The 21,250-nt window shown below is 69.8% G+C and carries 14 protein-coding genes; 5 read left to right on the top strand and 9 right to left on the bottom strand.

From position 1 onward, the window contains the following. Positions 1-82: 82 nt before the first annotated feature. Entirely contained in the window at positions 83-430 is a 348-nt protein-coding gene (locus tag V5F66_RS09435; RefSeq protein WP_394093718.1) for a hypothetical protein, read from the top strand. A 97-nt stretch (positions 431-527) separates the two neighbouring features. Here the strand turns inward: V5F66_RS09435 and trxA are convergent, their stop codons facing one another. The 8 genes from trxA to V5F66_RS09395 all read right to left on the bottom strand — a co-directional run bounded on the left by trxA (position 528) and on the right by V5F66_RS09395 (position 15,206). Beyond that, positions 528-848 carry a thioredoxin gene (trxA, locus tag V5F66_RS09430; RefSeq protein WP_012115276.1) on the bottom strand — a complete coding sequence of 107 codons (321 nt, stop codon included), beginning with the start codon at positions 846-848 and terminating at the stop codon, positions 528-530. Positions 849-934: 86 nt separating this feature from the next. Beyond that, positions 935-4,438, bottom strand: coding sequence for a double-strand break repair helicase AddA (gene addA, locus V5F66_RS09425; protein WP_394093717.1), 3,504 nt, complete (start codon positions 4,436-4,438; stop codon positions 935-937). Then, positions 4,435-7,482, bottom strand: coding sequence for a double-strand break repair protein AddB (gene addB / locus V5F66_RS09420; RefSeq protein WP_394093716.1), 3,048 nt, complete (start codon positions 7,480-7,482; stop codon positions 4,435-4,437). The genes addA and addB overlap by 4 nt, the downstream gene beginning before the upstream one ends. An 87-nt stretch (positions 7,483-7,569) precedes the next feature. Beyond that, the gene (locus tag V5F66_RS09415) at positions 7,570-8,271 is read right to left on the bottom strand and encodes a nucleotidyltransferase family protein (protein ID WP_041577204.1); all 702 of its coding nucleotides are present in this window, start codon (positions 8,269-8,271) and stop codon (positions 7,570-7,572) included. Between the two features lie 62 nt (positions 8,272-8,333). After that, positions 8,334-9,905 carry a bifunctional tRNA (adenosine(37)-N6)-threonylcarbamoyltransferase complex ATPase subunit type 1 TsaE/phosphotransferase gene (locus V5F66_RS09410; protein ID WP_012115272.1) on the bottom strand — a complete coding sequence of 524 codons (1,572 nt, stop codon included), beginning with the start codon at positions 9,903-9,905 and terminating at the stop codon, positions 8,334-8,336. Then, on the bottom strand, positions 9,902-12,193 hold the full coding sequence (locus V5F66_RS09405; protein WP_394093715.1) for a sensor histidine kinase: 2,292 nt from the start codon (positions 12,191-12,193) through the stop codon (positions 9,902-9,904). The genes V5F66_RS09410 and V5F66_RS09405 overlap by 4 nt, the downstream gene beginning before the upstream one ends. Positions 12,194-12,640: 447 nt before the next feature. Further along, positions 12,641-13,870: an ArgE/DapE family deacylase gene (locus tag V5F66_RS09400; protein ID WP_394051387.1), complete on the bottom strand. Its 1,230-nt coding sequence runs from the start codon at positions 13,868-13,870 to the stop codon at positions 12,641-12,643. 112 nt (positions 13,871-13,982) lie between these two features. After that, complete coding sequence (locus tag V5F66_RS09395) at positions 13,983-15,206, bottom strand: urate hydroxylase PuuD (RefSeq protein WP_012115269.1); 1,224 nt, start codon at positions 15,204-15,206, stop codon at positions 13,983-13,985. Positions 15,207-15,398: 192 nt separating this feature from the next. On the opposite strand from V5F66_RS09395, the gene V5F66_RS09390 reads away from it, so the two are divergent. After that, on the top strand, positions 15,399-16,325 hold the full coding sequence (locus tag V5F66_RS09390) for a LysR family transcriptional regulator (RefSeq protein ID WP_393998936.1): 927 nt from the start codon (positions 15,399-15,401) through the stop codon (positions 16,323-16,325). 70 nt (positions 16,326-16,395) lie between these two features. On the opposite strand, the gene V5F66_RS09385 is transcribed toward V5F66_RS09390, so the two are convergent. Next, complete coding sequence (locus tag V5F66_RS09385; protein ID WP_394051389.1) at positions 16,396-17,787, bottom strand: nucleobase:cation symporter-2 family protein; 1,392 nt, start codon at positions 17,785-17,787, stop codon at positions 16,396-16,398. Between the two features lie 260 nt (positions 17,788-18,047). On the opposite strand from V5F66_RS09385, the gene uraH reads away from it, so the two are divergent. The 3 genes from uraH to V5F66_RS09370 are packed head-to-tail and all read left to right on the top strand — an operon-like array spanning position 18,048 to position 21,130. Continuing rightward, positions 18,048-18,401: a hydroxyisourate hydrolase gene (gene uraH, locus V5F66_RS09380; protein ID WP_393998938.1), complete on the top strand. Its 354-nt coding sequence runs from the start codon at positions 18,048-18,050 to the stop codon at positions 18,399-18,401. Between the two features lie 3 nt (positions 18,402-18,404). Further along, entirely contained in the window at positions 18,405-19,853 is a 1,449-nt protein-coding gene (puuE, locus tag V5F66_RS09375; protein WP_394093714.1) for an allantoinase PuuE, read from the top strand. Then, positions 19,850-21,130, top strand: coding sequence for an allantoate amidohydrolase (locus V5F66_RS09370; protein WP_394093713.1), 1,281 nt, complete (start codon positions 19,850-19,852; stop codon positions 21,128-21,130). The genes puuE and V5F66_RS09370 overlap by 4 nt, the downstream gene beginning before the upstream one ends. The last annotated feature ends 120 nt before the right edge of the window (positions 21,131-21,250 follow it).

Genomic DNA, 21,250 nt, shown 5'->3' with positions numbered 1-21,250 from the left:
CGTCTGCCCCACCGGGGGCATTCCCTCTTCAAAGCCCACATGGACACGCCCGGCGCGTCCCAACGGCAGAAGAGGACTGAGGATGATGTTCAACTTTCGCTTCCACGCCCGGCGCGACCCGCCACAGGCCCGCGCCCTCCCCATGACCCACCTGGTGGCGCGTCTGGTGCCCGCGGCGCCATGCGGCTGGGTGTTCTTCGACGGCAGCGAAACCCGCATGTCCACCGAGGACGGCGCCGACCTCATCATTCCCGGCGGTGCGTTCTTTGCCAAGGAGGCGCGATGCTATGCCAGCGAGGCCGATGCCCGTGTCGAAGCCGCAAGGCTCAATGATGCGAGCCTTTGCCTCGACCGGCCGTGGCGGGCGAAGCCGGTGTCCGCCTTCGAGGCCAGGCGCTCGTCGTTCGCCCATGCGGTGGCGCAGTTCTGAGCGCGACACCCCATCACGACAGCCAGACAGACACGAGAAAGCCGCCGCTGCCCATCAAGGCAACGGCGGCTTGTTTTTTCAGAGCGACCCTACGGGCTCAGATGGCGCCGTTGATCCACTGCACCAGCTTGGCCTTGGGGGCGGCGCCGACCTGGCGGGAGGCGATCTTGCCGTCCTTGAACAGCAGCAGGGTGGGGATGGACATGATGCCGTACTTGGAAGCGGTGGCAGGATTCTCATCCACGTTCAGCTTCACGATACGGATCTTCTCGCCCATCTCGCCAGAGACTTCCTCGAGGATGGGGGCGACCATGCGGCAGGGGCCGCACCACTCGGCCCAGAAGTCCACGATGACCGGCGCGCTGGATTGAAGCACGTCCTGCTCAAAATTCTGATCCGAAACCTTCTCGACCGACATGGCAGACCTCGTAGGGGGGAACCGGGGGAACCACTGAATGTTGGGACCGAACGTAGGGAGCCCCTCCCCTCTTCGTCAAGGCGCCGTCACGGCGAGGTGAGACCGAGCCGGGCCAGCGCCGCCTGCAAACGGGCGGATTCGAGCCGGAAAACGCGAGGACCCGTCGTATAGACCAGCCGCGCCTCGAAGGCCCGCCCGGCGAACACCTGCGACAGAAGAGCGCCATAGACGGCAAGCTGCGCCACATAAGCCTCGGCCACGTCTTCCGGCCGCTGGGGTGGGGTGCGGTCGGTCTTGAAGTCGGCGACAATCAGCAGGTCGGGCGTCACCGCCAGCCGGTCAATTCGTCCGGAAACGTGGAAATCCGCGCCCTCCTGCGCCTTCAGCCGGCCGATGACCGGCACTTCCGCCCGGCTTCCGGCGCCGAACAGGTCCGCGAGCGGCGCATGGCCGAGGACGCCCAGCGCTTCCTCCAGCACCTCCTGATGAATCTCGTCCGCCACCTTGTCCGCCGCGTGCCGCAGAAGGCGCAGGCCCGCCGCCGCGCGCTCTTGTGCCGGCAGGTCGGGCAGGCCGGCGAGCAGGCGATGGACCAGATCGCCCCGCACCAGGGGCGACAGCGCCGTCTCCGGTCCCGGCGTGCGCAAGGGCGAGGGACCGGCGGCCTCGGTCTTCGAAGGCCGCAGCAGGCGCGGCGCGGCTTCCGGGGGCGGTGGATTGGCGAAAATCGGCAGCGCCGGCTCTGCGCCAGCCGCGGAAGGGGCCGCCGCCGGCCCGGCCACGGCGAAGCCCGGCCCCTTGTTCCAGCGCAGCACCTGGCCCTCAAAGCCGAGGGCATCCTGCTCGTCCGCCTCCGGCGCGAGGGCGGCGCGCACCAGCTCGTACCAGCAGCCCTCCGGACGGGCATGGGCCTTGTCCTTGGCCGGCGCGCGGGTCTCGGCACCGCAGACGATCACCGCATCCTCGGCCCGCGTGAGGGCCACATAAAGCAGGCGCCGGTGCTCCTCCAGATCGCGGGCGGCGGCCGTGGCGCGGGCGGCGGCGAGGCGCTCGGGGTCCTCCGCCTTGCGCGGGGCCAGCACCGGCACCTCCCCCTCCGGCCCCGGCACGCTCACAAGACCTCCGGCGGAGCGGGCCTTCGGCATGTCCACCGTGTCGGCGAGGATGACGATGGGCGCTTCAAGGCCCTTGGCGCCGTGCACGGTCATCACCCGCACCTCGTTGCGGCCGCTCTCCATGTCGCGCTTGGTCTCGGCACCGCCCCGGCGCAGATAGGCGAGGAAGCCGGCAAGGCTCGCCGGCTCGGTGGATTCGTAGGCGCGGGCCAGCACCATGAATTCGTCCAGCACGTCCGCCGCCTCGGGACCGAGCCGGGCCAGCATGGCGCGCCGGCCGCCGTCGCGGCCCAGCACGCGGGCGTAGAAATCGAACGGCCGCAGCAAGGCCGCCTCCCCGCGCCATGCGGCGAGCCGCGCCCAGGCTGCAGCATGGCGCGGATCCGGCGCCGCCTTGAGCGCGTCCACCAGCCGCCCGCTCCGGCCGGGGCACAGGGCCAGGAGATCGTCGTCGGTGAGGCCGAACAGCGGGCTCTTCAGCAGGGCCGCCAGCGCCAGGTCGTCGTCGGGGGAGACCAGCGTATCGCCCAGCGCCATCAGGTCGAGGGCGGCGATATGCTCGGCCACCACCAGGCGGTCGGCGCCCGCCACTTCCACCTGCGCATCCTTCAATTCCTTCAAGGCGCGGATGACGGCCTCGAACACCCGCCCGCGACGGCGCACCAGCACCAGCACGTCGCCCGCCCGCATGGGCCGCCCCTGCCGGGAGGGGATAGCGAGGCCCTTGGCGATGCCCGCCTGGATGAAGCCGGCGATGCGCTGGGCGAGCCGGCTCACCGGGTCGTCCACCGGCGCCTCGTCCAGCGGGCGGCGCCAATTGTCGGGCTGGGTTGCGGGCTCGGGCGTGGTGGTGGGCCAGATCTCCACCAGGGCCGGCGCATCGGCGCGGATGGCGGCGTGCACCGGGGCCACGGCGTCCAGGGTGAGGCCATCATGGGCTTCGGGGCGGGAGAAGATCTGGTCCACCGCCTCCAGCACGCCGGGGGCGGAGCGGAAGGAATGGGGCAGCTCCACCCGCCGCAGGGCCTGTGGCCCCGCCTTACGCGCGAAGGTCGAGCGCATCTCGCCGAAGGCGCGCGGGTCGGCGCCCTGGAAGGAGAAGATGGACTGCTTCTCGTCGCCCACCACGAACAGGGTGCGGGTCACGTCCTCCCGCGCGCCGGCGCCGGAGAAGAAATCGTCGGCGAGGCCCTGCACCACCCGCCACTGCTGCGGGCTGGTATCCTGGGCCTCGTCCACCAGGATGTGGTCGATGCCCTGGTCAAGCTTATATTGCACGAAGGTGGGCTGGTCCGACAGAAGCTGGGCGGCCTTGACGATGAGGTCGTCGAAATCCAGCAGCCCGCGCGCCGCCTTCTCCGCCTCGTAGCGGCGGACGGCTTCGGCCGCGAGGGTCAGCGCTGCCTCGGTCCGCTCCAGGGTGCGGGCACCCAGCAGCTGGTCGGCAAGCACCGCGAGGCGGTCCCGCTCGTCCCGCAACCGCGCGGCAAGGCCGGGGGCACGGTCAGCAAAGCCCTTGGTGAAGAGGTTGCGGTCCGAGCGCGGTCCCTCCGAGCCGAAGAACACCCGCCGCCAGGCGGCAAGGCCGGACGCCGTGTCCCCCGCCTCGGCGGCGGCCAGAAGATCGTCGCCTCGGGTGCGGTCGGTGGCCTTGTCGGAAGCGGCCAGTTCCGCCGCCGCGCTCGCCCATTCGGAATGGGGCAGATGGGGGCTCGCCAGCATCTGCACTTCCAGATCCGCCACGCTCGCATCCGCCGGTAGATCCAGCGCCCGCGCCACCGCCGCCCGCCGCGCCTGAGGCGTGTCGCCCAGCAGCAGGATGCGGGCGCGCAGGGCGACGGCGGCCTCCAATAGGCCTGAGAGGCCGCTGTCGGACATATCTTCGGTGAGCCGCGCCAGCGCCTCGCCAAGGGGCGCGTTGGGCGTGCGGCTGGCCGCCACCACGAGGTCGGCGCGGATGCGGGCCATCAGCTCCTGACGGCCCACCTCGTCCAGTTCGCCGAAGCCGGCGGCCACGTCCGCCTCGAACGGAAAGCGATGCAGCAGGGCGCCGCAGAAGGCGTGGATGGTCTGGATCTTCAGCCCGCCCGGTGTCTCCAACGCGGCGGCGAACAGCCGGCGGGCGCGGGCACGCAGGGCGGCGTCGGGGGGCGAGCCCACCGTGTCGCGGATGGCGTCGTCCAGCTCCGCATCGGGCAGGCGCACCCAGCGGCCAAGGATGGCCAGCACGCGGTTGGCCATGTTGGCCGCCGCCGCCTTGGTATAGGTGAGGCACAGGATGCGCCCCGGCGGCGTGCCGGCGAGCAGCAGGCGGATGACGCGGCGCGCCAGCACATGGGTCTTGCCCGAGCCGGCATTGGCCGACACCCAGGCCGAGAAGTCGGGATGGGAGGCCTCCGATTGGCGGCGCGTCGCCTCGGACTTGGGGTCGCGGGCGGCATCGGGGGTGGCTTCGGGGGTAAGGTCGGCGCTCATTCGCCCTCCTCCCCCGAGAGCGCCCATTCGCGCACGCGGGCCAGATGATCATAGGTGCCGAAGGTGCCCGACCATTGCGGCGCGGCCAGCGAGCGATAGCCCTGCGCCTCGTTCTCGAACGCCATGAGCAGGCTTTCAAGGCCCGCGAGGGCGGTTTCGGCGAGGTCCATGGTGTCGCGGTCCTTGAGGCGGATGGGCTTTTCCTCGCCCCCCGCCGCGCCGCCTTTCAGCTCCACATAGAGCAGGTCCGCCACGTCCATCGCCGGCACGTCGGGGAAGGCGCCGCGCCGGGCCATGGCGGCCTCCAGCGGCAGCTGGGGCGAGAGCGAGGCGACCTGTCGGGCGCTGGGCGCCGTGCCGGTCTTGTAGTCGAGGATATTGAGCAGGCCGTCGCGGCGCACCTCGATGCGGTCGGCCCGCCCGGTGAGGCGGAAGGCGCCGCCGCCCAAGGGAATTTCAAGACTGCCGGAGGCTTCCGCCACCACATGGTCGAGGTGCCCCCGCCGCTCCCGCTCGAAGGCGACGAGGAAGCCCGCCGCCCGCTCGAACCGCGCCCACCATAGGGCATGCTCGGCGGGGAAGGCCTTGAGCGGGGCGAAGGCACGCCGGCCCTCCTCCAGCAGACGTTCCAGCGCATCGGGTGGCAGCTTGCGCGGGTGGTCCTGGGTGAAGCGGCCGATGGCCTCGTGCAGGGCCGATCCGCGCTCCGCCCCGCCGGGTGCGGCGTCCAGCGGATCGAGGGGGATGAGGCCGAGCACATGGCGGGCATAGATGGAATAGGGATCGCGCAGGAAGGTTTCCACCTCCGTCACCGAGAGTCGGCGGGGCCTGAGCGCCAGCGGCGGGGCCGGCGCGGGGCGGGTGGCGCGGGGCACGGCGGGGGCATCGTCCAGCCGCCGCGCGGCCTGAACCCAGCGGGCGCCGCGGGTGCGGGCGGCCGTCCATTCCGCCTCGCCCGCCACCGTCTTCAACCGCTGCACGAAGCGCGACGGCACGCTCTGGGTGCCCCCTACCTTGGCGGCGAAGGTCAGCACCACCTCGGCGGCGCCGAAGCCCTGGACGAAATCGTGGGCGGAGAGGCCGATGCGCCGCTCCGGCAGATCGAGCCCCAGATCGCCGCGCATGGGCCGGCTGAGCCAGGGGTCGGTCTCGGCGATGCGCGGCCAGCTGCCCTCGATGAGCGCGCCCAGCACCATGCGGTCCACATGGATGAGGCGCGCCTCGAGCGGGCCGAGGATGCGGATGCGCGCATGGGGCTCGGCGCGCGGGCGCACCATGGCGTCGGCGAACAGGGCCCCGGCCGCGTCCGCATAGGCGCTAAGGTCGAGGGCGGGACCATCGCCCGCCGCCCCGTCCAGCGTCTCGAAGGTGCGCGCCAAAGCGGCTTCCGCCGCATCCTCCGCGTCGATGTCGAGGGGGCCGGCGGTCTCCACCCAGGCGGCGCGGTGGGCGGCGACGAGCGCCGAAAGCGGTGCCACGCCCCGCTGCGCGCCGAGGGTGAGCAGCGGGCCGAGCGCCCGGTCGAGCCGGTCCACCAGATCGCGGGCGCGGTTGAGCGCCCCCTCCCCCATGCGCCGGCGCGGGTCGGCGCCACGAAAATCCTCCCGGTCGAAGGCGGCGATGGCATCCCTCAATCCATCGATGCCGGCGCGCGGGCGCGGGCCGCGCAGGGCCACCAGCTCCAGCGCCGCCACCGCATCCGCCTTCGCCTCGGACGCCAGCCCGAATTGGGCCAGGGGATGGGTGAGCAGCGCGAACAGGTGCACCGGCGCCAGGTCCTCCGCCGCCGCCATCACGAGCAGGCCGGCAAGCCGCCCGGCGGGACTGTCGGCCAGCGGGGTGCCGGCGGAATCGTCCAGCGCCACGCCGAAGCGCGCCATCTCCGCCGCCACCCGGCGCGCGAGATCGCGGTCGGGGGTGACGAGGGCGGCGGTCTCACCCTCCCGCTCCAGGCTGTGGCGCAGCAGCAAGGCGATGGCCAGGGCTTCGGCGCGGGGGTCGTCCGCCTCCACCACGCTGATGCCGGCCATGGCGGTGCCCAGCGCCGCCGACGGCAGGCGATCGGAGACGCTCGCCCACAGGTCGGAGGTCTCGGCCTGCCGCATCACCTCGCTCATGAGCCGCTCGCGACCGAAGGCGGTGGGCGCGGCAAGGGACAGCACATCGCCCCGCGCCACGCCGAGGCGCGGAAGCAGCCGGGCAAGGCCATATTGCGGATGGTCCGGCGCCGCGTCCCGCCCGTCGGTGATACGGGCGAAGGAGGCGGCGTCGAGATCCTGGTCGAGGCCCGGCAGCACCACGGCGCCCTTCGGCAGGCCGGCGATGGTGGCCAGGAGGCGGGCGGTGGCTGGCATGGAGCCGGTGGAGCCGGCGGCGATCACCGGGCCGGCGTCGCTTCCCAGGGCGGCGAGGCGGCGCGCTTCCGCATCCACCAGCGCGTCGCGGCGGGCGGCGGGCTCCACCAGCCCGGCGATGTCCAGATAGTCGGTGAAGGCGCGCCGGGCGATGCGCACGAAATCCAGCCCCACGCGGAAATAGCGGTCCAGCTCCTCTGGCACCAGGCCGTCGAGCCCGTCCACGGTCAGTCCCGCCGTGGTGAGGTCGTCGAACAGGGCGCCGAGGGCATCGGCCAGGGCGAAGGTGGCGGCGGTGCCGGCGGCCACCGCCTCCCGCCCGGCTGCTTTCGCGAGGGTATCGCGCCAATGGGCCACCAGCCGCGCCAGCACCAGACGGCGATGCACCGGGGCGATGGCGTGGGGCGCGGCCAGCACCGGCGCATCCTCGGAGAAAGCGAGTGCGTCCTCGTCCACGTCGCCCAAAGGCACGATCTTCGGCAGCAGCAATACCGCGCCGCCGGAGGCTTGGAGCAGTGCCTCGGCGAACAGGCGCCCGGCACGGCGGGTGGGCAGGAACACGGTGGCGCCGGCCAGCGCCAGCGGATCCGCGCGCGGCGCGAAGCCCTCCACCAGCGTGCCGTCGAGCAGCGCTGTCGCCAAAGTCGGCAGGAACGGCGCCGAGGACGGGATGGTGAGCACGCGCGGCACGGCCGTCCCTCCCCTGTCTAGATCGTTGCTGTAACGCGCGTTCTTCACGCGAACCGGTGCCCACTTCGCTCGAAAACGCTTTGGATCTCAGTCGCTGGACCTCTGGATCGCTTCCTCGGCGAGGGCGATGGCATCGGGGGTACCGACATGCATCCAGATGCCGTCGAGGCGCAGGCCGAACAGGCGCTCGGCCTCGGCGGCCTTGTCGAAAATGCGGTTGAGGGAGAAGGCGCCATCCGGCGTGCCCTCGAACAGCTCCGGCTTCAGGATGGCGGCCCCGGCATAGACGAAGGGCACGACCGTGCGCTCGGCCCGACGGGTCAGGCGGCCGAGCTTGTCCATCTGGAAGTCGCCCATGCCGTCGTAGCCGATGGAATGGGCGGCCGAGGCGAGGAGCAGCAGCGCATCCATCCGCTCCGGATCGAAATGCTCCATCAGCCGCACCAGGTTTGGCCGCATGCCTTCGATCCAGATGGTGTCCGAATTGATGGCGAGGAACGGGTCCGGCCCAAGCAGCGGCAGCGCCTTCCGCACGCCACCGCCAGTCTCCAGCAACTGGCCGCGCTCGTCGGACAGGACGATCTGCGGCGGCCCGCCCCGGGCCTTGAGATGCGCCTCCAGCATGTCGGCGTGATGGTGCAGGTTGACCACCGCCTGGGGGATGCCGGCGTCGGCCACGCGGCCGAGCACATGATCGATGAGAGGGCGGCCGTAGACCTCCACCAGCGGCTTGGGCCGCGTGTCGGTGAGCGGACGCATGCGCGTGCCCATCCCGGCGGCGAGCACCATTGCGGTGGAAATCCGGTTGTCGGAAATCTGGGCCGTCGAATGGCCGGCCTGTGCCTTGTCCGTCACGCGGCGAAATCCTTGGATGGCAGCACCGACTCGTACCACGACCGGAGCGAGCCGAGATCCTGGTGGCTGAGGCAGCGGGCAAGATGGCGGCGGATGCGCGACAGGTGGCGCAGGTAATGCGGCTTGCCGTCGCGATCATTGAGCCTTGTGAAGATGCCGAGGATCTTGGACGCCCGCTGCGCGCCCATGAGCGCATAGGATCGCGCGAAGCCGCGCACGTCAAAGGTGGGGTCGGCCTCGCGCCGCAGCTTCACGTAGTGGCTCACCAGTTGCAGCTCCAGCCCTTCAGGCACGTCCACACGCGCGTCCTGCGCCAGCGAGACCACGTCATAGGCGGCCGGGCCCATCACCGCATCCTGAAAATCGATCAGGCCCACCTTGCGCAGCCCTTCACGCTCCGGCAGCCAGATGAGGTTCGGGGAATGGTAGTCGCGCAGCACCCAGGTCGGCGGCTCCGCCAGCACCGGGTTGAGCGCGCTGCGCCAGAGCAGGTGGAATTCCTCGCGCACCACGCCATCCAGCCGGATGCCACGGGCCGGCAAATACCAGTCCAGCATCAGGTCGATCTCGGTGAGCATGGCCGCCACGTCATAAGTGGGCAGCGCCCGCTCCACCCGCGGCGCCACATTCAGCGTGCGCGGCAGGTTGCGGGTGTGGAGGGCGGCGAGCACCTCGATCGCCGCATGGTAGCGCTCGGGAACCGGCGCGGCCGGCGAACCAGCGACGACGCCCTCGCGCCCCAGGTCCTCCAGCACCAGGAGGCCCGCATCAAGGTCGGCGGAATACAGCAGCGGCGCCGACAGGCCCTGCGCCAGCAGGGCGCGGTCCATGGCCACGAAGGGCTTCACGTCCTCCGCCAGATGCACCAGCTGGCTGTAGGGCAGGCCCCGGCGCAGGGGCGGCCCGTCCGGCTGGCGCGGCGCATTCATCAGGATGGCGGAGCGGCCCGGCGCCACGAGGCGGGTATAGGAGCGGCTGGAGGCATCGCCCTGCAGGAATACCCGCTCGGCGGCGGCGAACCCGCTCTGCTCGATCAGGCCATCGGCGATCTGGAACCGGTCGAGCCGGGCGCCGACGCTGCCATGCCCGGTCAGGATGGCCACCCGCGCCTCCGGCCCAAGCCCGGCGCCAAAGTCGGTGCCGGCGGCGTGGAACAGCTCCACGTCGAGGCGGTCCGTCGGCAGGCGGTCGTCGGCCCGGTCCGGCCATTCCACCAGCAACAGTGCATTCTCGCGCAGCTCGTCCCAGCCCAGTTCGTCCAGCTCATCGGTCTCGATGATGCGGTAGAGGTCGGCATGCACCACCCGGCCGCGGGGAAAATCGTACGAGATCAGGATCGGGAAGGTGGGGCTCGGCACGTCCACGCCGGGCTCTTCCGCGAAGGCGCGGATGAGGGCGCGGGCGAACTCGGTCTTGCCCGCGCCGAGGTCGCCGGTGAGGGTGATGGTGTCCTTCGGCCCGAACCAGGTGGAGAGCCAGCCGGCGAGGCGGGCTGTCGCCGCGAGATCCTGGAGCACGACACGGCAGGCGACGGGCTGGCCGGCAAGGCGTTCGATCACGAGGCTCATTCGGCGGCCTCTCTCCGGCCTTCGCCGGACAAGGGAAAGATACAGGTGGCGAGGGTACCTTTGGCGTCCGGCCCGCGCCCGGCCGGCGCCACGGTGACGGAGCCGCCATGGAGGGTCATGAAGGAGCGCACGATGGCAAGGCCCAGCCCCACCCCGCGATGGCGCGGGCCGGCGCTGCGGCTCTCGAAGCGCTCGAACAGGGTATCGGCCACCTCGGCGGGCACGCCCGGCCCCTCGTCGCGCACGGTGAAGACCAGCGCCCCGTCGCGCCGCACCGCGCCGAGGCTCACCGTGCCGCCGGCGGGCGAGACGGCGATGGCGTTGGACAGGAGGTTGAACAGGATCTGCCGCACCCGCCGCCCGTCGGCGACGAAATGGCCCGCATCCGGGCCGACGCTGACGGCAAGGTTCAGCCCCGCCTCCGCCACCGGATCGCGCACCGCCTCGGCGACGCCGAGCACGGTCTCGCCCACGTCCACGTCGGACAGGTCCAGCTCCATGGCCCCGGCATCGATGGAGGCGAGGTCGAGGATGTCGTCGATCAGCGCGCGCAGCTGGTCGGAGGACTGGCGCATGTGCTCCAGATAATCCTGCTGGCGGGTATTGAGCGGGCCGGCTAGGCCATCCCGCAGCATGTCGGCATAGCCCAGGAGCGTGTTGAGGGGCGTGCGCAAATGGTAGGAGACGTGGCCGACGAAGGCATTCTTCAGCTTGTCCGCCGCCTCCAGCGCCTCGGCGCGCTCGATCAGCGCCCGCTCCACCTTCACGCTGTCGGTGACATCGCGGAAGGTGACCATGGTGCCGCCGTCCGGCAGCGGCTGGGTGGCGCCGTCCAGAACCCGGCCGTCCGGGCGCTCGATGCGCAAAGTCACCGCCTCGCGCGGGCCGATGGTGGTCACCGCGTGGCGGATGCGGGCGAAGGCCGAGGTCTCGCCATGCAGCGGCCGGCACAGGGCGGCCACCGCATCCACGTGCGGTCGCTCGCCCAAAGCGCGAGCCTCGAGCGACCACAGGCCGAGGAACGCGTGGTTGTAAAGATTGAGCCGCCCGTCCGAGCCGAACACGGCGACGGCTTCCGCCAGCCCGTCCAGCGTCTCGCCCTGGATGCGGATGAGCGTGTTGTAGCGGCTCTCCAGCGCCATATGCTCGGAGAGGTCGTCGAACAGATAGGTGACGCCGCCTTCCGCATTGGGCGTCACCACCACCCGCAGCATCTGCCCGCCGGGCAGGTGCCACCAGTCGTTCACCGGCTCGATGGCCCGGTAGGCCTCGCGCAGCTGGGCGCGCCAGCCGCGGAAATCCGCCTGCTCGGGCACCTTGCGACGGGTGCGCAGGTCTTCCAGGATCTCGCCTTCCGGCGGGTGCTGGTCGAGAAAGGCGGGGGAGAGGTCGAACAGCCGCTCATAGGCGGCATTGTGGAACACGAGGCGCTCGTCGGCGCCGAAGATGGCCACCGCCGTGGTCAATTGGTCGAGGGTGCGGCGATGGGCGACCACCGCCTGCTTCATCTCCGCCCGCGCGTCTTCCTCCGACGTCACATCGATGGCGATGCCGGCGGTGCCGAAGATGCCGGCCACCTCCACCACCTCCATCTGCCGCCGCTGGCCCTTGGTGACGGCCTTCACCCGCTGGCGGAAATGACCGTCCGCGCCTTCCGCGCTGGCGGCGGCAGCGCGCGTCTTGCCGTCAAGGAGGTCGAGGCCCTGCGCGCGGGCCTCCTCCGCCGAGGCGGCGCCCACCGCCACCACGAAGGCGGGGTTCACATAAGACAGCGCGCCATCCGCCCCGCGCAGCCACGCCGGGGCGGGCGCCGCATCGAGCAAGGCCGCAAGGCCGGACGCCATCGGGCCAGCCTCATGCCCGGACGTTTCGCTGCTGAGCGGGGCCAGCAGCAGGATGCCGGCGCCCGCCCGGCTCCTGCCGTCGAGCCGCAGCGGCCCCCTGGGCGTGTCCAGTGTCTGGGAGAAGGCGCCATCCTCCGCCTTCAGACGGGCGAGCGCGGTTTCGAAGGCGGATGAGGCGGGCCCCAGCTCGGCCTTTAGCGTCTCAGGGGTGCGGCCGAACAGGTCGGCCGGCGCCTCCCGCCCCGTCCACAGCAGGAAGGCCGGAGCGCCATCGGACAGGAGGACACGGCAGGCCTGGGCCTCGGCGCGGGCGCGGGCGGCGGAGGCGGCGGCATCCGCGGCGGCGCGTTCGGCGGCTTCAATGCGGCCGCGCAGGTCCTTCGCCACGCGATGGCTGCGCATGGCGGCAAGGCCGGCGATGGCGGCAGCCGCAAGCCCCGCCACCGGCCAAAGGGCGCCGGCCGCGGTCGCGGCCGCATCCCAACCGGCGGCAGCCGGGCTTACGAACAGCGTGGAAGAAAGGAAGACCGCAGCGAGACCGGCGCAGACAGGACGGACCGAGCATGACGGCAAGGAGAACCGGCGCAGCCCCACCGCCCGGTGAGCGCTGCCCTGCTCACGCCCGCGCCTTTGGCGCGGAACGCCGGTCCGGATGCGGTCCGCCATTCGCCCCGGTGTCCTTCCCCTGCCCGACGGGCGCCGCAGCTTCCTCCGGCGCCCCCGCGAATCACTCGCGTCAGTCTACCGAACGGGCAGCGGACGTTGAAGGGCGCGCCGGCCACAGCACACAGGCGCTTCGCCCCCTCGGCGGCGAAGCCCCATCTTCCACAAACCGGAAGGTAAAAAGGCCGCGCGGGGAGATGCGCCGCCCGCGGCCCTCCCCGCTTGCCCCTATGCCAGCAGGTCGCGCAGGGTGAGGGCGATGACCAAGGTCGCCTTGTCGAGGTCCGACAGGAGCAGGTTCTCGTCCGCCCGGTGGCCGTTGGCCTCCTCGATGGTGTGGGGGCCGGCGCCGTAGAGCACCACCGGCACGCCCGCCTCTGCATAAAGCCGCGCATCCGTGTAGATGGGAACGCCGGTTTCCTTCACCGTCTCGCCGGTCACCGCTGAGGCATTCCGGCACAGCACCGACGACAGCACCTTCGTTCCCTCGCTGGGCACCAAAGGCCGCGCCAGCAGGATGCGCCGCACCTCCACCCGCGCCTTGGGGAAGGCGGAGGCGGCGTCCGAGATCACCTTGCGCACTTCGGCTTCCACCGCTTCCGGGCTCTCGTCGGGCACGATGCGGCGGTCGAGGCGGAAGGTGACGCGGTCCGGCACCACATTGGTGTTGATGCCGCCGGAGATAAGGCCCACCGTCAGCTGCGGCGAGCCGATGCCCGCCACCTCGGACACCTTGTCCTTCAGGGTGCCGCGATAGGCATAGAGCGCGGTGAGGATGTGGTTGGCCGCCTCCAGCGCGTCGATGCCGGTGAAGGGCAGCGCGGCGTGGGCCGACTTGCCGTTCACCTCCACCTCCAGGTGGAGGCAGCCGTTGTGGCCCACCACCACGCCATAGGTGAAGCCGGCGGAGACGGCATAATCCGGCTTGGTGATGCCCTGTTCGAGGATCCAGCCCGGCCCCACCTCGCCGCCGATCTCCTCGTCATAGGTGAAGTGCAGTTCCACCGTGCCCTTGAGCGGCAGGCCCGAGCGCTTCAGCGCATCGAGGGCGAAAGCGTAAGTTGCGAAGTCCGACTTGGAGACGGCGACGCCACGGCCATACATGCGCCCGTCCACCACTTCGGCGCCGAAGGGATCCCTGGTCCAGCCCTCGCCGGGGGGCACCACGTCGCCATGGGCGTTGAGGGCGATCACCGGCCCGTCCCCGAAACGATGGCGCACGATGAGGTTGGTGACCGAGATCATGCCCGCCGCCTTCACCCGGTCGGCCGGCACCACATGGCGCTCCACCACATGGCCGAGCCCTTCCAGCAGCTCGGCGGCGCGGGCGGCATGGGGGGCGCAATCGCCGGGGGGATTGTCGGACGGCACCTTCACCAGCTCCGCCAGGAACGCGTGCTGCGCGTCGGCGCGCTCGGCGATGAGGTGGCGCAGGGTGTCGGCGTCGGGGGTCGTCATGGGGATTTCCTTCGATTTTACATACATTTTTATTGCGCTTTCGACGCAAACGACAAGGCGTGATGGCCGCAACCCGCATGCGCTGCGGCCATCACAAGACGAGGGACCAGCCTTACTTGCCCGCCCCCCAGGCCTTCAGCACCTCGCGGTCTTCCTGCGACAGCTCGGTGATGTTGTTGGGCGGCATGGCATGGGTGAGGCCGGCCTGCACCACGATGAGATCGCGGTTGCGGGCGATGTGCTCCGGCGTATCCAGCAGAACGCCGCGCGGGGCGATGACGATGCCCTCGTAGAGCGGCTCGGAGGCATGACACATGGAGCAGCGGCCCATGACGATGTTCTGGACATCGTCCGGCACCTCCACCGGCGGCCCGCTCCGCGCATAGGCCACGCTCACCAGCGGCGGCAAGCCGAGGGCAGTGCGGCCCATGGGGGTGGTGGTGGCCGAGATGGCGATGGCGAGGATGATGCACACCGCAGCCACCAGCCAGCACCACGCCTTGTCACCACGCCCGGCATGCCGCTCATTGTAGTAATAGCGGATCACCGTGCCCACCACGAGCGACAGCGCCACGATGACATAGGCATAGGGCGTGGAATAAGTGAGCGGATAGTGGTTCGAGATCATCAGGAAGACGACGGGCAGCGTGAAATAATTGTTGTGCCCGGACCTGAGCTTCGCGGTCTTGCCGTAATAGGGGTCCGGCACCTGCCCTGCCTTCAGCGCCGCCACCACCTTGTGCTGGTTGGGAATGATGACGAAGAAGACGTTGCCGCTCATGATGGTGGCCATGAGCGCACCGGTGTGGATGAAGGCGGCGCGGGCCGAGAACACCTGCTGGAACAGGTAGGCCGCCACGACCACGCCGACGAACACGATGACGCCCACCGCCATGGGATTGTTGCCGAGCCGGGAGCGGCACAGCTGGTCATAGGCGATCCAGCCCAAAGCCAGCCCGCCCATGCCGATGACGAAGGCGACGAACGGCTTCAGGTTCATCACCGCCGGGTCGATGAGATAGATGGACGACTTGTAGTAATAGAGCCAGATCAGCAGGAAGAAACCGGTGAGCCAGGTGGCGTAGGACTGCCACTTGTGCCAGCCCAGCTCCTCGGGCAGGAAGCTCGGGGCCACCAGATACTTCTTCACCTGGTAGAAGCCGCCGCCGTGCACTTCCCACGCCTCGCCGCCCTTGCCGGCGGGAATGTCGGGGGTCGCCTTCAGGCTGGCGTCGAGATGCATGAAGTAGAAGGACGAGCCGATCCACGCCATGCCGGCGATGATGTGCGTCCAGCGCAGCAACAGGCTGCCCCACTCGTGAAGGATAGGTTCCATGTCCGTTCAGGTCCCGTAGCTGGAAGGCGAAGGGGCATTTCCTTCGGAGCCCGCGCCCATGGGCTTGCGCCGCAAGCACATGGGATGACGCGGTCTCTCATATGATTGTTGATCCGGGATCTTGCGGCGCCATTGGCCCCGCCGTCCCGCGTGCTTATCGTTGCGAAGGTTCAGGGCAAAGGACGCGGCATCGTGCTCGACAATATGAAGGCCTTCGCCATGTCGGTGGAGAGCGAGAGCTTCTCGGAAGCGGCGCGGCGGCTGCGCCTGTCCGCCAATGTGGTGAGCCACCGCATCCAGATGCTGGAGAAGCACCTGGGCTGCCGGCTGTTCAACCGCACCACCCGCCGCATGAGCCTGACCGAGCAGGGCCGGGTCTATTACGAGGCCATCACCGACGCGCTCCGCCTCATCGACGCGGCGGAGAGCAATGTGTCGGAGCTGGGCGCCCTGCCCCGCGGCGCGCTCAGGGTGACCGCTCCGCTGCATCTGGGCCGGCGCCTGGTGGCGCAGGTTTCGGCGCGCTACCAGGAGGCGCACCCGGAGATCGACGTGCGCCTGCGCCTCTCCGAGCACACCCTCGACCTCATCGCCGAATCCATCGACGTGGCGCTGCGCCTCGCCACCTTCGAGGATTCCAGCATGATCATGCGCAAGGTGGCGCAGGTGGAGCGCATCCTGTGCGCCGCCCCGGCCTATCTGGAGCGGGCAGGAGTGCCGCTGCGCCCGCAGGATCTGTTGTCCCACCAATGCCTGCTCCTGAGATTTGCGAGCCTTCGGGAACTGCGCTGGATGCTGACCGACGAGGGCCGGGACCTCGCCGTGCCGGTCACCGGCCACCTGGAGGCCGACGATGGCGACGTGCTGACGGTGTGGGCGCTCGAGGGGCGGGGCATCGTGGTGAAGCCCCGCTTCGAGGTGGCGGATGCGCTCGCCGAGGGCCGCCTGGTGCCGGTGCTTCAGGCGCACCCGCCCAAGCCCGCGACCCTCGCCGTGCTCTACCCGGCCCGCCAGCTGGTGCCGTTGAAGGTGAAGGCCTTCGCCGACATGCTGGTGGACCAGGGCCGCCGCTACATCGCCCAGGAGCTGGGGAAGATCGGGGAGCGGCTGTCCGCCTGAGCGCAAAGCCAAGCCCTGATTGGCCGCGTTCATCCTTGCACCGCTCCCCTTTCCCCGCCCCCGGCCCGCGTCAGTGGGCCTCGGCCTGCTTGGCCGCCGCGACGATCTCCTCGGTGGAGGTCTTCTTCACGCCATTGAAGAAGACGTTGAGCAGCACGGCGACAATGGCGCAGAGCAGGATGCCGCTCTCCAGCAGCGGATGCAGCTCGTGCGGCAGGTTCTTGAAGAAGTTGGGCGAGACCAGCGGGATCATGCCGAAGCCCACCGACACCGCGACGATGAACAGGTTGAAGCGGTTGGTCTTGAAGTCGACGCCGGTGAGGATGCGCGCACCGGTGGCCGCCACCATGCCGAACATGACGAGGCCCGCGCCACCCAGCACCACCTGGGGCACCGCCTCCACCAGCGCCGCCATCTTCGGCAGCAGGCCGAGGCCGAGCATGATCAGGCCGCCCACCACCGTCACCCAGCGCGAACGCACGCCGGTGACGCCGACAAGGCCCACGTTCTGCGAGAAGGAGGTGTAGGGGAAGGTGTTGAAAACGCCGCCGAGAAGGGTGCCCACGCCGTCGGCGCGCAGGCCCTTGGTGAGCGCCTTCTGGTCCACGGGCTTGCCGGTGATGTCCGAGAGGGCGAGGAACATGCCCACCGATTCGATCATCACCACGACCATCACGATGCACATGGTGATGATGGGGACGATGTGGAACGTGGGCATGCCAAAGTGGAACGGCAGGATCACGTCGAACCAGGACGCCGCGGCCACCTTCTCGAAATGCATGATGCCGAGGAAGGTCGCCAGCACCGCGCCGGCGATGATGCCGAGCAGCACCGCCACGTTGGCAAGGAAGCCCTTGCCCCACTTGATGAGGCCGAGGACAACCAGCATCACGAACAGGGAAATGCCGAGACCCTGAAGCTGGCCGTAATTGGGATTGGCCACCTGCACCACCTTGCCGTCGATGGTCTGGGTCAGGAAGGGAAGGCCGCCGCCGGCCCAGTTGATGCCCACCCGCATGAGCGAGATGCCGATGATGAGGATGATGGTGCCGGTCACAACCGGCGGGAACAGGGGCAGGAGCCGCGAGACGAAGGGCGCGACGATGATGCCGAATATGCCTGCCGCGATCACCGAGCCGTAGATGCCCAACAGGCCGATCTCCGGGCTCGCCGCCATGGAGAGCATGGGGCCGACCGAGGCGAAGGTGACACCCATCATCACCGGCAGGCGGATGCCGACGCCGAGGAAGCCAAGGCACTGGGCCAGCGTCGCGAGACCGCAGGCAAACAGGTCCGCGCTGATGAGGAAGGCCACATCCTGGGGCGGCAGCTTCAGCGCGCGGCCGATGATGAGCGGCACCGCCACGGCACCGGCATACATCACCAGCACATGCTGGAGGCCGAGAATCGCGAGTTTCGGAGCTGGCAATATTTCGTCTACGGGATGAACGGCTTCGGACATGAGGTCCCCCTGGAAAGGAAGTCGGGTCAGGTGCGGAAGGGCGTTTTTCGTTTATTGGCGCCATCTTTGCGTGCGGCGCGGGTACCGGTCCGGCGGGTCTGCCCAACGTATCGGCATGCCTAATGAAAGATCAAATCGCCTCCGGTGAAAACCGTTGGTTAATCGGAAGATCTTCCAATATTTTTGGGAAATGAATCGTCGGCGACCGGGTTATGCTGCCATGCAGCGGAGCTTTTGCCCGCAAGGCTTGCGAGGGAAAAATGGGGCGCCTGTCCACGCATGTACTCGATACCGTCGCCGGTGGTCCGGCAGCCAATGTGACGGTTGAACTTTACCGTCTGGCGCCAGATGGCACGCGCACGCTCCTGACCGAGCGCCGGACCAATGCGGACGGGCGCACCGACACGCCTTTGCTCGCGGGCGATGAGTTCAAGGCCGGCACCTACGAGCTTCAGTTCCACATCGGCGCGCATTTCCGCGCCACCGGTGCGCCGGCCTCCGATCCGCCGTTCCTCGATGTGGTGCCCCTGCGCTTCTCGCTGGCGGAGGACGGGCACTATCATGTGCCGCTGCTGTGCTCCCCGTGGAGCTACTCCACCTATCGGGGCTCCTGAGCGATGAGCGTGCCCAACGATCCCATCACCGGCCGCCCTTACCCGCGCGACCTGATCGGCTACGGACGCAATCCACCCCGTGCGCGCTGGCCGGGAGAGGCGCGCATCGCAGTCCAGTTCGTGGTGAATTACGAGGAGGGTGGCGAGAACTCCGTCCTCCACGGCGACAATGCCTCGGAAGCCTTCCTGTCCGAGATCATCGGCGCCCAGCCCTGGCCCCGCCAGCGGCACATGAACATGGAATCCATCTACGAATACGGCGCGCGGGTGGGCTTCTGGCGGCTGCACCGCCTGTTCACCGAGCGCGCCATGCCGGTCACGGTCTATGGCGTCGCCACGGCGCTGGCCCGCAACCCGGACGCCGTCGCCGCCATGAAAGAGGCCGACTGGGAGATCGCGAGCCACGGCTACAAATGGCTCGAATACAAGGACTTCACGCGCGACGCCGAGCGCGAGCACATCGAGGAGGCGATCCGCATCCACACCGAAGTGACCGGCTCCCGCCCGCTGGGTTTCTACCAGGGCCGCTCGGCCGAGCACACGGTGCCATTGGTGATGGAGGAAGGCGGCTTCCTCTATGCCGCGGACAGCTATGCGGATGAACTGCCCTACTGGATCGAGAGCGCCAAGGGTCCGCAACTGGTGGTGCCCTATACGCTGGACGCCAACGACATGCGCTTCTCGGTGGCGGCGGGCTTCGGCACCGGCACGGATTTCTTCGACTATCTGAAAGACAGCTTCGACCTGCTCTATGCCGAGGGCGAGACCGCGCCGAAGATGATGTCGGTGGGCCTCCACCCCCGCCTCGCCGGCCGGCCCGGCCGCGCCCAGGCGCTGGCCCGCTTCCTCGATTACATCGCTGGCCATGAGAAGGTGTGGGTGGCCCGGCGCGTGGACATCGCCCGCCACTGGATCGCTACCCACCCCCCCGTCGGCGGCTACAAGCCCACCTTCATGCCGCGCGGCCTGTTCGTGGAGCGGTTCGGCGGCGTGTTCGAGCATTCACCCTGGATCGCGGAAGCCGCGTACGACAAGGGTCTCACCCCCCGCGAGGACACCGCCGCCGGCCTCCACGCGGCGCTTGCCGCCGTGCTGCGCGCCGCGCCCATCGAGAAGCAGATGGGGGTCATCCACGCCCATCCGGACCTTGCCGGCAAGCTGGCCGAGGCCAAGCTGCTCACCGCCGAATCCACCGCCGAGCAGGCCTCCGCGGGCCTCGACCGGCTGACGGCGGAGGAGAAGGCCCGCTTCACCGCCCTCAATGACGCCTACGTGGCAAAGTTCGGATTCGTCTTCATCATGGCCATCCGCGGCCGGACCAAGGCCGAGATCCTCGACGCCTTCGAGCGCCGGCTCGCCCATGATCGCGACCAGGAGGTCAACGAGGCCATCACACAGATCGAGCGCATCGCCCGGCTCCGGCTGGACCAGATGCTCCCGGAGGCCGCATGAACAAGGTCTTCCCCGTGCCCCAACCTGCCCCCGTTCCCACCCTCGCGCCCCTTGACGGCAATGCCATCACCGCCCGCCTGAAGGAGCTTGCCGCCTTCTCGGACGTGCCGGGCGAACTCACCCGCCTCTCCCTTACCCCGTCCCACAAGCGGGCGGCGGCGCAGGTATCCCACTGGATGCGCGAGGCCGGCCTCACCCAGGTCCACATGGACGCCACCGGCACCATCGTTGGGCGCTATCCGGCAGACCGGGCCAATGCCAAGACCCTGCTCATCGGCTCGCACATCGACACGGTGCGCAACGCCGGCATCTATGACGGGAACCTCGGCGTGCTCACCGCCATCGCGGCGGTGGAAGCGCTGAACGCGCAGGGCCTGCGCCTGCCGTTCGCCATCGAGGTGGCGGCCTTCGCGGATGAAGAGGGCGTGCGCTTCCTCTCCACCCTCACCTCATCCAAGGCCATGGCGGGCATCTTCGATCCCAAGAGCCTCGACGACGTGGACCAGCAGGGCATCTCCCGCGCCGAGGCGCTGCGCTCGTTCGGCGCGCCGGCGGAGCGTGTCGCCGAATGCCGGCGCGATCCGGCGGACATGATCGGCTATGTGGAAGTGCATATCGAGCAGGGGCCGGTGCTGGAGGCGGCGGGCGCTCCGCTGGGCATCGTCACCGGCATCGCCGGCGCCTCGCGCGGGCACATTCGCGTGCGCGGCGAGGCCGGCCATTCCGGCACCCTGCCCATGCCCATGCGCCACGACGCGCTGGCCGCCGCAGCCGAGATGATCCTCGCCGTCGAAGCCCGCGGCCGCGCCGATGCGGATGCCCTGGTGACCACGGTCGGCACCATGATTATCGCCGGCAGCGCCGTGAACGTGGTGCCCGGCGAGGTGCAATTCTCCCTCGACGTGCGCACCCTCTCCGACGAGTTGCGCCAGCGCGCCGTGGCCGACATCCGCGCGGCCATCGACGAGATCGCGGCGCGGCGCGGTGTGCGCGCCGTCCTCGACATCGGCCATGAGGTGCCGGCCGCGCCCTGCCACGGCGTCCTGAAGGAGCGCATGGCGCAGGTGGTGGAAGGCCTGCAACTGCCCGTGGTGCGCCTGCCCTCCGGCGCCGGGCACGACGCCATGGTCTTCCGGGGTATCATGCCCATGGCCATGCTGTTCGTGCGATCCGAGAACGGCAGTCACAACCCGCGCGAATACGCCTCCCCCGCCGACATCGGCCTTGCCGCCGAAGCGCTCCATGCCTTCCTGCTGAAGACCGCCGGGGAGGTGTGAGCCGGTTGCGTCCCCCGCTGGTGCGGTATCTCCGCGCCCGCGAGCCTCAGGTCGATCACGCGGGCTGGAAAGAGAGGCAATGTGTTTCGGGCCGCGAAACCGCCCTCCCGACCACCCGCG

The organism is Xanthobacter versatilis, assembly GCF_043193975.1.
Taxonomy (GTDB): Bacteria; Pseudomonadota; Alphaproteobacteria; order Rhizobiales; family Xanthobacteraceae; genus Xanthobacter; species Xanthobacter autotrophicus_E.
The sequence above is the reverse complement of the archived record's forward strand: the minus strand, read 5'-3'. Positions and strand labels throughout refer to the sequence as shown.